The sequence below is a fragment of the Ruegeria sp. CDSC025 genome (genome assembly GCF_059610805.1).
Window position 1 is genome coordinate 179,884 of sequence record NZ_JBXWOJ010000007.1, and the last position, 14,174, is coordinate 194,057.

Consider the following 14,174-nt stretch of genomic DNA (forward strand, 5'->3'; position numbering starts at 1 on the left):
CGTTTTCCTCGTTGATCGGACTGTCTATGCAAGCCCGGGCGGGGTGGTCAAGATACCGCTAACGCAAGCTAGCGTTTTCTGGCCCCGCCCCGGTTTCAGTTAACCGTTACCCAGCGCAGCAGAAAGAAGTTGTCCGGGCGCTGCGTCAGTTCGACATTGCTGCGTGTGCCCCAGACCAGAGGTTGCACATACATCGGCACATAGACCTGTTCGTCCTGAATGATCTGCGTGACCTCATCCAGCATCGCCTGCCGTTTGCCCGCATCCAACTCGGACTGGATCTTCGGCAGCAGCTCATCCACCCGCGCGTTCGAAAATCCGCCGAAATTCCAGCTGCCCAGCTTTTTCTCTTCGTTTGGGGTAGCCACAAGGAAGCGCACGGGGTGTTCGGCATCAAATGTACCGGGGCTCCAGCCCAGCAGGTACATATCGTATTTGCCTTCCCTGAGTTCCGGCCAGTAGTTACGGACCGGCATGGCATCCAGTTCCGCAGTGATCCCGATCTGGGCCAGCATGCTGACAACCGCCTGGCAAACGGCCTCATCATTCAGATAGCGGTCATTGGGGCATTTCAGCCCGAACGAAAACCCATCTGCATATCCGGCCTCGGTCAGCAGGGCCCTTGCGGCATCGACATCAAAGGCGGGACGGTCTGCATTCGCCTCGGAATAACCACTCATCGCCGGGCTGACCAGTTGCGAGGCCACTTCGGCATTCCCCCGCATGATAGTCGCAAGAATGGCATCCACATTGACCGCCTGTGCCACTGCCTTGCGGACGCGCGGGTCACGGAACGGGTTCGGTTTGCCCGCATCGTCGGTGTATTTAAGCACCTCGGCCTGATGATCGAACCCCAACATGATGACCCGTGCCTCGATCCCCTGAATGACGTCGACATCCCCGTTTTCCTTCAGGCGTGCCACGTCCTGGATCGGCACCGGGTTGATCATGTCCACATCGCCTGACAACAAGGCTGCAACCGCTGTCGCCGGGTTTTGGATCGGAGTGAACTCAGCACTTGTGATGTTGTGGTCGGCCTGATCCCACCAGCCGTCAAAGGGCTCAAGAACCGTGCGCAGGCCGGGCTCTCGTGCCGCAAGTTTGAAGGCGCCTGTGCCGTTGGCGTTCAGGGTGGCGTAATTCCCGACCTCTTTGTCGGGCACCGCTGCGTCATTGGCCTCGGCCCAGCCCTGATCCATGATCATCCAGTTGGCGATTGAGGATGGGAATAACGGGTTCGGCGCAGTCGTCATGAAATCGACCGTATAGTCGTCGACCACGATCACCTCGCTGATGGGCGCGAACCAGCTGCGGGTATCCGCCGCCTCGCCCGAGGCGCGCTGATAGCTGAACAGCACATCCTGCGCATCAAAGCTGCTGCCGTCATGGAAGGTCACACCCTCACGCAGGTTAAAGCGCCAACCTTCGCCGTCGCCAATCGTCTCCCAACTGACGGCCAGCGCGGGTTGAACGCTCATGTCCTTGTCGCGGCGCACAAGGCCTTCGTAGACATTGTTCAGAAAACCCAGAACCGGGGCAGAGTTGACCGCGTGCGGGTCCATCGTCTGCGGGTCCGTGGTCGAGGCCCATTTGAATTCGGCAGCCTGAACGCTGGTGGCGGCCAGCAAGGCCAAAGCAATGGCACTGTTCCTGAGGGTCATGGCGAAATCTCCCTTTTTTGCCCCGCGATGCGGTGTTGCGCTTAACAATAGCGCAAAAGGCAGGGCGCGAAACCGCGCCCTGCCAAATCACTGATCTGAATGGCTTAGTTCAGAGTGAAATATTTGACCTTAGGCTGATCTTCGGCATCCACTTCGATGCCCACACCGTCGGCCATACCCCAGTTCAGAACCTGGTGATGAATGGGGATGTAAAGCGCTTCGTCCTGCACCACCCGCCAGATGTCGGCGATGTCGGCATTCCGAGCGTCAAGATCGGTATTCGAGGCAAGCGACTTGATCTTCCCGTCCAGCGCATCGTCCTGATAACCGGTGCCGTTCCACGTGCCGATGTCATCTTCGCGTCCATGAACAAGGAAGTTGAAGATGTATTCCGAGTCATATGTCGGCACACCCCAACCCAGCATGTAGAAATCTGTCTTGCCATCGGTGATCAGCGGGAAATGCTGCGCCTTGGGCTTGGCGTCCAGATTCACGGTCACGCCGATCTGGCCCAGCATCCCAACAGCCGCCTGACAGATAGCTTCATCGTTGATGTACCGATCATTCGGGCAGTCCAGCCGAAGCGAGAAGCCATCGCCATAACCTGCCTCTGCCATCAGTTCCTTGGCCTTGGCCAGATCGGTGGACGATTCGCCGTCCATGTCAGAGGTCCAGCCATTCACGAAGGGCGGTGCGATCATGCCTGCAGGCTGCGACTGGCCGCGCATCACGACCTGCTTGATCGCATCACGGTTAATCGCCATCGACATCGCTTGACGCACCCGCACATCGGCCAGAGGGTTCTTGCCGTCCACGTTATCCGCCTCGATGTCGTCGGCACCCTGGTTCATACCAAAGAAGATCACCCGGTTCTGCGGGGCTTGCTTGACCATCAGACCGTCGACACCATTGACGCGTTCAATGTCCTGCACCGGCATATCCTGGAGGAAGTTCACCTCACCCGACAGCATCGCCGCAACGCGAGTCGCAGCGTTCTGGATCGGGGTATAGATGATCTCGGTCACTTCCATCGGGAACTGGTCGATGCCCCAATAGTTGTCGTTGCGCACCATCACCGTCTTGATGTCAGGCTCGCGGCTTTGAAGAACATAGGGGCCCGTACCGTTGGCATTGGTGGTGGCATAGGTGATTTCGCCACCTTCGAAATCCTGAACATTGACCGTGTCATTCGCCTCGGCCCAGCCCTTGTCCAGAATGAACAGGTTTGTCAGGTTCGACGGCAGGATCGGGTTCGGACCATCTGTGACAATCTCGACGGTGAAATCGTCAACTGCACGCACTTCGACGATCGAGCCGATCAGCTCTTTCATGTCGGAATTAGGTTGCTTGGCACGGGTAAAGCTGAAAACCACATCTTCGGCGTTGAAGTCCGCACCGTCATGGAATTTCACGCCTTCGCGCAGCTTGAAGACCCAAACATTCGGGTCATCGGCCTTGGGGCCCCACTCGGTCGCCAGCGCGGGCTCGAATGCACCGGTCACGTCGCGGATGATCAGAGGCTCGTAAATCTGGTGTCGCACGGTGTGCGTCGGACCTTCATTCTGCGAATGCGGATCCAGCGTCAGCGCATCACCGGCCCGCGCCCAGCGCAGCGTTTCCGCCGAAGCGCCCGCCGCCATCAGCGCCGTCGCACTTGCAGCGATCATCAGGTTTCTTAGAATCATTTGTAACTCCCCTTTTTGTTAACATCGCCCTTTGGACGACAGACCATTTTTACGGCCTTGGTGGTCCTGATCATCCAGATCATCGTTACAGTTGCAACACCTGATTGAGCATAAAAACGGCAGTTTGGCGGATGCCCCGACGCAAATCTGCCGTGCGCGCATGAACTTACGTAACGGAAAGCTTACGCCAAGCTGTGGCCGCTGACTGTCTTACAAGTACGGATTTCCGCAGTTTGCAAAACATGCCTTCCGGTTGATCATTCCGGGAATGAAGCCAAGTTTCGAGCCACTTGCGGTCAATAAACTGGTCCTTGGACCTTGCCCGAATCCGCTGACCACGGCGCATCGCCATGCTGCAGGTACCCATCGGCCTGATCCGGGGCAACTAGGACACCTTTGCGCTGGTACAGCAGGCCTTGGACTTGCACATTCTTCGACCCGATGCCCAAATGGACACCTTGGCAGGGGTCAGGCACATACCCCGGATTGAGGCCCGCAGAAATTTCAAACTGCGCTTAAAATCATTCTTGATCAGATGTCCCAGTTAACTTCGGGAGAAATCGAAAGATGAAAACATTTACCAGAAGGGCGGCCTTGTTTGCCGGCGGAGGGTTGGCAGGATGGGCCGCGTCACGGTGGCTGGGACCGGACCTTCCTGTCTATGAAGGCACAAGAAGGACATTTGCTGAAACCGGCGACAAAGTGATGAATGACGCCAGCGGACTGTCACCGACACCGATCCACAAACATCTGGTGCTCGGCGATGACCCCGGAGACACGCTGATCGCCGCCATCCGGCAAGAGCTTTCGGAGGCCAGATCAGAAGGGCGCCCGGTCAACATTGGGGCCGCGCGGCATTCCATGGGTGGGCAAGCCATTCCCCGCAACGGCACAGCGATTACATTTGACAATGGATCGGTTCAGATCGACGGTTCAGCCGGGACCTATCTGGCCCATGCCGGAGCCCGCTGGTCACAGGTCATCTCGGCGCTTGATCCCGCAGGCTGGTCCCCCAAAGTCATGCAGTCAAATAATGATTTCGGTGTCGCCGCCACTTATTCGGTCAATGCACATGGCTGGCCGGTTCCCTTTGGCCCGATGGGGGCGACGGTCCGGTCGTTGCGCATGATCCTGCCCTCGGGTGAGTTGTTGACCTGTTCGCCCACCGAGAACACCGAGCTGTTCAATCTGGCGATGGGCGGGTACGGGTTGATCGGCGTGATCGTGGACCTTGAGGTCGAGATGGTTCCAAATTCACGCCTGACGCCGGGTTTCGACATTCTGGAAGCAGGAGCGTTTGCCTCGGCCTTTCGTGCGGCGATTGACGACCCGGCGGTCACAATGGCCTATGGCCGCCTGAATGTTGAACGCGATACGTTTTTCGAGAAAGCGCTATTAGTGACATATCGCGAAGGCTCGGACCAGTCGGACCTGCCACCAGCGTCCGGGTCGGGGTGGATGTCGCATGCGGCCAGCCGTCTGTACCGGGCTCAACTGGGCAGCGAGCCCTTCAAATCCTTCCGTTGGTGGAATGAAACACGGCTGGGCCCAGCGCTGGGTTCGCGTGAGGCGACGCGGAACACTTTGATCAACGAACCGGTTGTGACTCTGGACGACCGCAACCCGGACCGGACCGACATCCTGCACGAGTATTTCGTAGGGTTCGATGCGTTCGACGATTTCTTATCAGTGTGTCGCGCGGTAATTCCGGCCTCGTATCAAGAGTTTCTGAACGTAACGCTGCGCTATGTCGCACAGGACGATCAGGCGGTTCTGTCTTATGCAAGCCAGCCCCGGATCGCCGCTGTCATGTCGTTCAGCCAGGAGCTGACCGAACGCGGCGAAGCCGACATGGCGCGGATGACCCGGGCGCTGATCGACGGGATCGTGGCGATTGGCGGAACCTATTACCTGCCGTACAGGCCACATGCGACACTGGATCAACTGACTGCAGCCTACCCCAATGCGGAAGGGTTTGCGCAGGCAAAACGAGAGCTTGATCCGCAACTGGTTCTGCGGAACAACCTTTGGGACAGCTATCTGGGGCGTCTATGAGCAACCTTCAAAAACTCTGTCTGGTTTACTTTGTCGCGCTGATGATTGCGGCATCGCTGAACTATGTTCCTGGCCTGACGGATCAGGATGGTCTGGCCTTTGGCATTTTCGCACTGGATATCTATGACGATGCGCTGCACGTGGCCTCAGCCCTTTGGGCGCTGATCGCCGGGCTGTTGTCACACCGCGCGGCTCGCAGCTTTCTGATCCTGTTCGGGCTGGCTTATCTGGGGGACGGCGTGTTCGGGTTTTTCACCGGTTATGGCTATCTTGATCTGGGTATCTTTACAAACCCATCGGCCGGGCCGGAATTGTCCCTGCCCCGCCTGTTTGCCAACCTGCCGCATCTGGCGCTTGGCGGCGTTGCCGCTTGGGCCGGGCTGCGGGACCGGAGACACACCGCATGAGGTTCCTGCTGCGGTGGACCAAACGGCTGATTCTGGTGTTGATCCTTGCCGGGATCGCGCTGGCTGCTCCGATCCTCTATGTGGAAACAAGCTGCCGTGGTACGGGTCAGCCCCCGGCTTATACCGCCCTGATCGACCCGGCACATCACCGGGCCGAAACCCGCACGCTGATGACCTATCCCGAATGGCACATTGTCCACGCCTACGAGGATTACGCCGAGGTTCTGCGCACTCAGGACCCCCATGATTACGGGTTCTGGAGCAGTATCACCGGGTTTTGGGGGTCGCTCTGCGATCTGAACCGGAACGCCTCGGTCTTGGGAGAGGTGGATAGGGCCACCAAACAGATGGTCTATGTGATCGGGGCCAGCTTTTCCGCTGAACTGGCGCTGAAGGCCGCCTATGAAGAAACCCTCGGTCGGCTGGCCACTGTCTTGCGGGGCTCGCAACGGGCGCCGCTGGATGATGTGTCGGCACAGCAGGCCGCCGCCTATGCCGCGTTCCTACAACAGGTTCCGTGGTATAAATGGCCCTTCGCCGACGACGCCCAGAGCCTGGTCGAACAAAACAGCGGCAGCCTGCGCGACAGCGAGAGAGCGATTGCGCTGGGTCTGGAATACAGTGCCAAACAGGCCTATGCGGGCGTGATCGAACAGGCGGTTGCGCAGGTCGGCGCTGATGAGTTGACGCTGCGGATGATCATCACCGGTGCCAGTGCAGACAGCCTGTCTGCCTATCCCGGCGTGAAGTTTATCTCTGAAGGCCCGAACGGGTTTGAGGTCGAAACGCCACGCTATCGCACCCTGACCAACCTACTGGCGGAAATGGCCAGCGCGGGGGTCGAGATTGTCGAGATCGCTGGCAATGACGACATTCTGTTCACCGCCTTGTCGGACCAACCAACTGCGCCGGATGCAATCTTCAGCGCCCAACGACAAGGGTTCGGGGACTATCGTCATCTGATACTGGTCAAGGTTCCGGACCTCTCTCAGCGTCTGCGCCAGATCCAAGCGGACGACCTGACGCTTGAGCATATCCATGACTATTAGATCGCTCCTGACAGCCATCCCGCTTATGGTGCTTGGCTGGCTGTCGGTTCTTGTCGTCGTCGCATTGATAACGGATGAGGCCCCGGCCTATGTCGTGGTCTTTCCTTCACAGGGGTTAATGCAGAACCTGGCCGATGATGCAGCGGTCATCGGGACATCCGGGATCAGCGTGACGGTCACATCTGAGAGCAGCGGGTTTGCCCAATCGCTTTACCGGCAAGGGGCGCGGCTGGTCCTGCCAGCGGGGCTGCCCGGATGCCTTCCGCTTCCGGCGCAGTAACGGATATCTGCGCGGGTCAGAGCCTCTGAAAGCTCAGATCAAACCGCGCGCCACATGGGGCGGGCAGGTTTTCGATTTCACCGCGATGCGCAGACAGGATGTTACGGACAATAGCCAGACCCATACCGGTCCCGCCGCTTTCCCGGCGGGTGGTAAAGAATGGATCGAACACGCGGTCGACGTTACCGGGCGAAATCCCCGCCCCATTGTCGGACACGGTCAGAATAACCGTGTTTCCAGCCTCTGAGGCGCGCAGATCAACCGCGCTGGCCCCGTGATCTTTGGCATTTTGCAGAATATGGCCCAAAACGATCCGCAACCCCTCGGCCGAGATCGGGAATGCGACCTCATCCGCCCCGGACAGGTTTAGTTCAAGCGGAGGCGTCCCTGGCAACGCATCGCGCAGGGTGCTTGCCCCGACATATCGGGCCTCGCGCGCACGGGCGGCATCCCGAAGCGCGGCAAGCTGGGTTTCGATCTGCTGACGCGCCCCGTCGATCTGCGCGATTAGGGCTTTGGAGTCATCGCTGCCATCCGGGGTGTCCTGTAGCATCTCAACCGCCGCGCGGATTGCGGTTACCGGCGATTTCAACTCATGCGTGACGTGATCGGTATAAGACCGGATGGTCGCCTCACGGTCACGCAGCGCCTCGGCCATGGTGACAACCTGAGTTGCGGTCTGGTGAAGCTCTTTGGTGCCGAAATGCCGAATTGGCACGGCGCGGGCTCCGGCCTCTTGCGCCCCGGCATAGGCCTGCAAGGCTTTGATTGGACGCAGCAGCAACCGTACCAGCAACCAGCCCAGCCCAGATGTTGCAAGAAAGATCACTCCGCCCAGAACCAGGGCAGAGTTCCGAAAGCCGAATTCAGGACCCAAATAACGCAGGGCCACCAGCCCCGCGAATGACAGACCCAATGTCCCGACCAGCGCACCGCCCAGCACAAATGCCAATGAAGGTCGCCAGCGCCGGGTCACCCCAGCCTCCTCATCCGGATACCCTGACCATGTACGGTTTCCACCGAGTCCGACAAACCAACCTGCGCAAATTTGTTCCGCAGGTTCCGCAGGTGGCTGTCCAAGGTCCTGTCCGAGACCTGGCTGCGCGCGCCCCAAATCTCGGCAATCAGGGCCGTGCGGGGAACAAGACGGCCCGGTGTTTCCATCAACATCACCATGATCTGAAACTCAGTACCGGTCAGGGCAATTTCCGTGTCGTGACAAGCACAGAGTCTTGCGGTCCGGTCCAAGGTCAAGGGGCCGTGCCGCAGATTTCCCGGCGCCGCCACAATGCGATTGGTGCGCCTTAGGATCACCTTGACCCGCGTCACCAGTTCGCGCGGGCTGAAAGGCTTGGTCACATAGTCATCGGCCCCAAGCTCCAGCCCCAGAATCCGGTCGACCTCATCATCGCGGGCAGTCAGGAACAGGATCGGGACGTCCGAACGGGTTCGAATTTTCTGACATACGGCAAAGCCATCCAATTCGGGCAGGCCAACATCCAGAACGATCAGGTCCGGTTCGTCGCGAAACGTGCTGATTACGGCTTCTTGACCGTTGGCGGCGGTCGAGACGCTGTAGCCAGCGCGTTCCAGCCCCAGACGCACAACTTCACGCAACCGCGGATCATCATCGACAACTAAGATATTCATATACCCGGACCGATACTGCTCAGATCGGCACCATAGCGGGACAGGCGCCACTTTCGAAAGCCCCATTCCTGCCAGCTGTTGATCGGGTCGGCTTCAAAATAGCACAACGAATTCGGATACCCGTAGCTGATATGCATCCCGGTCATGGGCCCCAACGAACACAGATAGGCATAGTCCGGCTCGGACAGTTTCAGGTTTCGGGTCGCGATCACATGGGCAAAATTCACAAAACTGGCGCAATAGAGGACCAGAACGCTCAGAATGCCGGTTCGCGCGATCAACCAACTATTGGATTTCCTGAACGCTACTTGCCACCCAACCAGCGCCAGACCTGCCGCAACAAGACCCATCCAGATCTGCGCATAGATACGCAGGTAGGTCAGGCCATAGGTGCCGACATATAAATCCAGGCGCATCAATGCCGCACCGCACAGAGCCACATTTTGTGCCAGCCACAACACCATCAGCGGTTTCAGCACCCGATTTTCATCCAGAAACGGCCGCGCTACCAGGGCGAATGCACCGGCCAGCAGCGCCGTTACCAGCAACGGATATGCGCCGCGATGGGCATAGGATGCATAGCTCATCCCCTCGGGCAATGAGGCCCCGCCCAGCAGAATCGAAAGGTCCAGCACAGTCTGAACACCAATCAGTGCATTGAACACCCAGAGCGCCCGCAGGACCGAACCACCGTTGAGGCCGGGGATCGTCTGAGGGCCTGCGAATGGTCGCGGGGTCAGTCCGCGAAGCGGGTGGTTATCGACAAAAGGCCAGATGATCAGCGCAATCCCTCCCCAGAACAGGGCGCGCTGCAGCAGGTGGCCAAAGGCGATATCCGGGGTGACAAGGGATTGGAATACCGGGTTCGCCTCGGCCAACAGGGTAACAAAAACCATCGTCCCGCCAATCGGCAGACCCCAGTTGCGCAGGAACTGCCGAACCCGCGTCCAGCCGCCTCCGGCATCGCTGACAATCGTGGTTTTCAGGCCGGGTATCGCGCGGACCGGGCCAAGCCAGTTCTTTGGAAGATCAGTCAGAAACCCCAGCGCCAGCAAAAGCAGTTCCAGAACCTGGCCTTTCGGGTGCCTGACCCAGACAATCGCAACGACGAGCCCGGACAAAAGAAACGCGACCGATAATGGTTGAACGAAATCCACGACCGGCAAAACACTCAGCACCAAAACCGTTGCGGGCATTAGCACCCCTTTGCCAGACCGATCCGCGGGCAGGCCGCACAAAAAGACCGCCACAGTAAAGACCGCCAGAGACACACCCGCCTGATGTCCCCAGAACAGGTAATCCGCCAGCGCGACCAGCAAGATAGACCCGATCAAGCGCCACGCGCGACCATCGGTGGCAAACGCCGGGGTTGAACCCGGCGGGCCCTTGGTACCTGAAATCACTGTCTCTTCCGACAGCCACCAAGCGTCCAGCGCCACAGAATTCGGAACTCCAGAAATTATAAGTTGCTGCGCCATTTCTTCCCTCTTGTGTTTTAAGGGACTGGTTTGACCCAAAGGTCGGGAAGCTCGGGTGCAGAAGATCTGCAGAAACTGTGCAGATCGGTGAAATGAGTGTCGGATTTGCAAAGCCTCGCGCGTCCTAGCAGGATGAAACCAACATCGCGGAGGTAAAAATGATCTATGCAATCTCGATCTATGGTCAGGCGGGTGTGTTCGAAGCGTTGCCACAGGACCGTCAGGACGATGTCATGGCTGGACATACGGTGCTACAGAATGCCCTCAGGCAGCGCGGGGATTTCCTGTCCGTCAAACTGATGCCCCCGACTACGGCTGTCACAGTCGAACCCGCGGCTGCCGAGACTCTGCAACCTATGATCGTCGACGGCCCGTTCGCTGAGACGAAAGAAAGTTTTCTGGGCTTATATCTGGCCGAGTTCAACGATCTGGATGAGGCGCTTGAACATGCGCGAATGATCTCGTCACCTGTTGCCCGGCTTGAGGTCCGCCCCGCCGCCTGGGCAGGCGGGTCGATGACCTTGGATTGACCGCGTGTCGGATTGGCTAGAGGCCACGTTCTTGCAGCAACGCCCGCAGGCCATCGCGGCCCTGACGCGATATTTCCGGGACATCGACCTTGCCGAAGATGCATTTGCCGAAGCCTGTCTAAAGGCCTTGACCGTATGGCGCAAACAAGGCGCGCCGCGCGATCCGCTAGCTTGGCTTTTGACCACCGCCCGTAATGCCGGGCTGGATGGTTTGCGCAAATCCCAGCGCCGCAGCGCAATCCTGACCCGCCACAGGGAAGAATTTCATTCCATGGCTGATGACGCACCAGATCCGGACGAGCTGCGCGACGATGTTCTGCGCCTGCTGTTCATCTGTTGTCACCCGGACCTAAGCCGGCAAGACCAGATTGCGCTGGCCCTAAAAATTGTTGCCGGGTTGCGTGTGGAAGAAATCGCCCGTGGTTTCCTTGTCAGTACAAAGGCAATGGAACAGCGAATTACCCGCGCCAAGAAAAGGATCGCAGGAAGTTCTGTCGCTTTTGAAACACCCACGCCACAGGAGCGGGCTGCGCGTTTGGGCGAAGTGTCTTTGATGATCTACCTGATGTTCAACGAAGGCTGGTCAACCTCGGGTGGCCCGGTGCAAATCCGGCTCAAACTATGCGATGAGGCGATACGTCTGGCCCAGCTGCTGGTTGCCTTGTTCCCGACGATGGCCGAGCAGATTTCACTGCTGGCCCTGTTGCTTCTGCAACATGCCCGTCGTGAAGCACGGCTAGACGATCAAGGTGATCTTGTAGCCCTGGAAGATCAGGACAGGGCCCTTTGGGACAAGGCCAACATCGCCGAAGCGACAGCCCTGATGCAAAAGGCCGAACGGCTGAACCAAGTTGGTGTTTACGGTATTCAGGCCGCAATCGCCGCCGTTCATGCGCATGCCCAATCGACAAAAGATACCGACTGGTCTCTGATCGAGGCGCATTATGCCGCGCTCTATCGCCTCCAGCCCTCACCTGTCATCCGCCTGAACCAGATCGCCGCCGGGTCCAGGGTTCATGGCCCACGCCGCACGCTTGTTGCGTTGGATACCGTGGCGAATGATCTGGCGTCTTATCGCTGGTTCCATGCCTTGCGCGCGGCAATGTTGCGAGAGATCGGCGATCTTCCCGCCGCGATCCAGTCCCTTAACCGCGTATTGAACCTTGGTCCGACGGGACCGGAACGTGTGGCGGTCCTGAAAGAAATCGCCGCCTGTGAAAAAGATTTGAACCAGTTGTAGGAAAGGCCGATCCTCACGCGTCCTTTGTTCAGTCCCGCATGCAGCGGGCAATCAAAGGGAGATAGAGATGAGCATTCTGGACATGACCACCGTTGGAAACTCTGGCTGGATCGGGCATTCCGGGCCAGACCAGACCAAGGCCAAGCAATTCTACAAAAATGTGCTGGGCTGGAACATTAACGAGATGCCGATGCAGGACGGGTCAAGCTATGCCGCCGCGGTGGTTGGTGAAACGCCAATCGGAGGGTTCTCGCCCATGCCCGAGACGGATGGCAACTGGACGATCTATTTTACGGTTGCTGATGTCGATAACAGCCTAGCAGCCGCAGTTGCACAGGGAGCCTCAGTCTTGCAACCCGCCATAGATATGCCCGGGGTCGGCCGGATGGCCACTCTGAACGACCCACAAGGCGCTCGGTTTGCGTTGATTACTTATGAAAGCATGGCGTCTTAATCTTGGGCAGACAGGAGAATTCCCATGGAACACACACCGCAAATCGCTCTGCTTGTGACAGCAATCTTTGTGCTTATGAGTATTCCGATGGGAATTCTTGTAGGCATCAGACGATCCCAGACCGGAATTTTACTGCTGCACGGGGATGACGACGAACTGCTGCGGCGGATTCGGGCACATGGGAACTTTACTGAATATGTTCCTCTGGCGCTGCTGGCTTTGGCGGGGGCGGAAATTGCCGGTGCCTCAGACTGGCTGGTCGGCGGATGCGGTCTTGTGCTGTTGGTGGCCCGCGCCGTACACTATGTCAGCCTGCGTTCCACCCCCGACGGCAAAGGTCGGGTGATCGGTGCCGCACTGACAACATTGGTGATGCTCGTCTTGTCCCTGTCAATTCTTTGGCAGTTGGCGGGATCAGTCTGATGCCAAATGATGAACACCTGAATCAACGTATGCGCCTCGCCCTCGAGGCGCATATTGGAATTTCCGAAATGCGGATGATGGGTGGCACCTGCTTTTTTCTGAACGGCAATATGTTGTGCGGCGCGCGCCGCGACAAAGACGGGTTTGGACGGTTCATGTTCCGTGTCGGCAAGGCCAAAGAGACCGAGGCGCTTTCTAATCCGTTTGCAAACCCGATTGTCCACGGAAAGCGAAAACTCGGTGGGTTTGTCGTTGTAGACGAGGTCAACTGCGATCCGGCTGCGCTAGGTGACTGGCTGAGCCTGTGCCTGGCGCACGCCGCCAGCCTGCCGCCGAAAAGTTGAATATCAGGAGAAGATGATGGATCAGTTCCGCTGCTTTTCGCCCGAAGCCCTTCAGTTTCTTTCTGATCTGCGGGCCAATAACCGGCGCGAGTGGTTTCACGCCAACAAACAGATCTATGAGGCCGCGATCAAGCAGCCCGCAGAACAATTTGCGGCTCAGATGTCACAGGCGCTGGCCGAAATGACGCACATGCCCCATTCGGCCAAGATCTACCGTATTCATCGAGACGTGCGGTTCTCAAACGACAAGTCACCCTATAATCCTCATCTGCGCATGTCTTTCATACCCGGGGATTGCGGAGACCAGCCCCCGCTTTGGCATTTCGGGCTGTCCCCGGATTGCCTGTCCCTTGGGTGCGGCGTCTTCCAATATGAAAAAGCAGCCCTAGAGAGGTATCGGACTGGCGTAGCAGGACCAGCGGGCAATGATCTCATGGCAATCATCAATGATCTTACGGCCAGGAATGTCAGGATCAGCGAGCCCGAGTTGAAGCGCGGACCGTCAGGCTATGCGAGTGATCACCCCCATCTGGACCTTCTGCGCCGCAAGGGGCTTACCGTTTGGACGGATCTTACCGCCCAACCCACCGTAACCCAGGCAGGTCTTAGGGAAGAATGTCTAAATCAATTTCAGCTCTTCCACCCGGTGTTTCGGGCCTTGCAGTCCCTTGGCACCTAGCCGACCTAACACAGGATCATGGTATCCCTTCGCCTTCTTCAACGCCAAGGGTCTCACGTTGAGCGGGTCAGGCAGCGAGGGTGCGTAACCAACATTGCTGCCCGTTTCCTACGGGTTGGCATTATCTATTACGGGTCCGTCACAGTGTTTTTCTCGTACTGCTTGCTTCCACGGTGCTTTCAGTTGTGATGGCGCAACGCAAAAGCCCGCTCTGGCACGGTGTGTAATATATTGATATT

The 14,174-nt window shown here is 58.3% G+C and carries 16 protein-coding genes; 10 read left to right on the forward strand and 6 right to left on the reverse strand.

From position 1 onward, the window contains the following. Positions 1-95: 95 nt before the first annotated feature. The 3 genes from AC2FH8_RS12375 to AC2FH8_RS12385 form a co-directional block, all read right to left on the reverse strand. On the reverse strand, positions 96-1,661 hold the full coding sequence (locus AC2FH8_RS12375; RefSeq protein ID WP_496689883.1) for an ABC transporter substrate-binding protein: 1,566 nt from the start codon (positions 1,659-1,661) through the stop codon (positions 96-98). A gap of 104 nt (positions 1,662-1,765) precedes the next feature. Then, positions 1,766-3,346 (reverse strand): ABC transporter substrate-binding protein, encoded by a 1,581-nt coding sequence (locus tag AC2FH8_RS12380; RefSeq protein ID WP_496689884.1) that lies wholly within the window; start codon positions 3,344-3,346, stop codon positions 1,766-1,768. Positions 3,347-3,642: 296 nt separating this feature from the next. Next, entirely contained in the window at positions 3,643-3,822 is a 180-nt protein-coding gene (locus tag AC2FH8_RS12385; protein WP_281973855.1) for a hypothetical protein, read from the reverse strand. Between the two features lie 91 nt (positions 3,823-3,913). On the opposite strand from AC2FH8_RS12385, the gene AC2FH8_RS12390 reads away from it, so the two are divergent. The 4 genes from AC2FH8_RS12390 to AC2FH8_RS12405 are packed head-to-tail and all read left to right on the forward strand — an operon-like array spanning position 3,914 to position 7,137. Then, a complete protein-coding gene (locus tag AC2FH8_RS12390; protein ID WP_496689885.1) occupies positions 3,914-5,401 on the forward strand; it encodes an FAD-binding oxidoreductase in 1,488 nt (495 codons plus the stop codon). Then, a complete protein-coding gene (locus AC2FH8_RS12395) occupies positions 5,398-5,808 on the forward strand; it encodes a DUF4383 domain-containing protein (protein ID WP_282022209.1) in 411 nt (136 codons plus the stop codon). The genes AC2FH8_RS12390 and AC2FH8_RS12395 overlap by 4 nt, the downstream gene beginning before the upstream one ends. Beyond that, a complete protein-coding gene (locus AC2FH8_RS12400) occupies positions 5,805-6,857 on the forward strand; it encodes a hypothetical protein (RefSeq protein ID WP_496689886.1) in 1,053 nt (350 codons plus the stop codon). Before AC2FH8_RS12395 ends, AC2FH8_RS12400 begins: the two co-directional genes overlap by 4 nt. Next, positions 6,847-7,137, forward strand: coding sequence for a hypothetical protein (locus tag AC2FH8_RS12405; protein WP_271950967.1), 291 nt, complete (start codon positions 6,847-6,849; stop codon positions 7,135-7,137). The genes AC2FH8_RS12400 and AC2FH8_RS12405 overlap by 11 nt, the downstream gene beginning before the upstream one ends. A 16-nt stretch (positions 7,138-7,153) precedes the next feature. Here the strand turns inward: AC2FH8_RS12405 and AC2FH8_RS12410 are convergent, their stop codons facing one another. The 3 genes from AC2FH8_RS12410 to AC2FH8_RS12420 are packed head-to-tail and all read right to left on the reverse strand — an operon-like array spanning position 7,154 to position 10,265. Beyond that, complete coding sequence (locus tag AC2FH8_RS12410; RefSeq protein WP_496689887.1) at positions 7,154-8,113, reverse strand: sensor histidine kinase; 960 nt, start codon at positions 8,111-8,113, stop codon at positions 7,154-7,156. Next, on the reverse strand, positions 8,110-8,787 hold the full coding sequence (locus AC2FH8_RS12415) for a response regulator transcription factor (RefSeq protein WP_271950973.1): 678 nt from the start codon (positions 8,785-8,787) through the stop codon (positions 8,110-8,112). The genes AC2FH8_RS12410 and AC2FH8_RS12415 overlap by 4 nt, the downstream gene beginning before the upstream one ends. Then, positions 8,784-10,265, reverse strand: a complete 1,482-nt coding sequence (locus AC2FH8_RS12420; RefSeq protein WP_496689888.1) for a DUF4153 domain-containing protein — start codon at positions 10,263-10,265, stop codon at positions 8,784-8,786. The genes AC2FH8_RS12415 and AC2FH8_RS12420 overlap by 4 nt, the downstream gene beginning before the upstream one ends. Before the next feature lie 158 nt (positions 10,266-10,423). On the opposite strand from AC2FH8_RS12420, the gene AC2FH8_RS12425 reads away from it, so the two are divergent. The 6 genes from AC2FH8_RS12425 (at position 10,424) to AC2FH8_RS12450 (ending at position 13,935) form a co-directional block, all read left to right on the forward strand. After that, on the forward strand, positions 10,424-10,795 hold the full coding sequence (locus AC2FH8_RS12425) for a YciI family protein (protein ID WP_142638441.1): 372 nt from the start codon (positions 10,424-10,426) through the stop codon (positions 10,793-10,795). A 4-nt stretch (positions 10,796-10,799) separates the two neighbouring features. Continuing rightward, entirely contained in the window at positions 10,800-12,035 is a 1,236-nt protein-coding gene (locus AC2FH8_RS12430) for an RNA polymerase sigma factor (RefSeq protein WP_496689889.1), read from the forward strand. Between the two features lie 67 nt (positions 12,036-12,102). Next, positions 12,103-12,489: a VOC family protein gene (locus AC2FH8_RS12435; RefSeq protein ID WP_142638446.1), complete on the forward strand. Its 387-nt coding sequence runs from the start codon at positions 12,103-12,105 to the stop codon at positions 12,487-12,489. A gap of 24 nt (positions 12,490-12,513) precedes the next feature. Beyond that, positions 12,514-12,912 (forward strand): MAPEG family protein, encoded by a 399-nt coding sequence (locus tag AC2FH8_RS12440; protein WP_496689890.1) that lies wholly within the window; start codon positions 12,514-12,516, stop codon positions 12,910-12,912. Beyond that, a complete protein-coding gene (locus tag AC2FH8_RS12445) occupies positions 12,912-13,256 on the forward strand; it encodes a TfoX/Sxy family protein (RefSeq protein WP_496689891.1) in 345 nt (114 codons plus the stop codon). The genes AC2FH8_RS12440 and AC2FH8_RS12445 overlap by 1 nt, the downstream gene beginning before the upstream one ends. A 16-nt stretch (positions 13,257-13,272) precedes the next feature. After that, complete coding sequence (locus tag AC2FH8_RS12450) at positions 13,273-13,935, forward strand: DUF2461 domain-containing protein (protein WP_496689892.1); 663 nt, start codon at positions 13,273-13,275, stop codon at positions 13,933-13,935. Positions 13,936-14,174 lie beyond the last annotated feature (239 nt).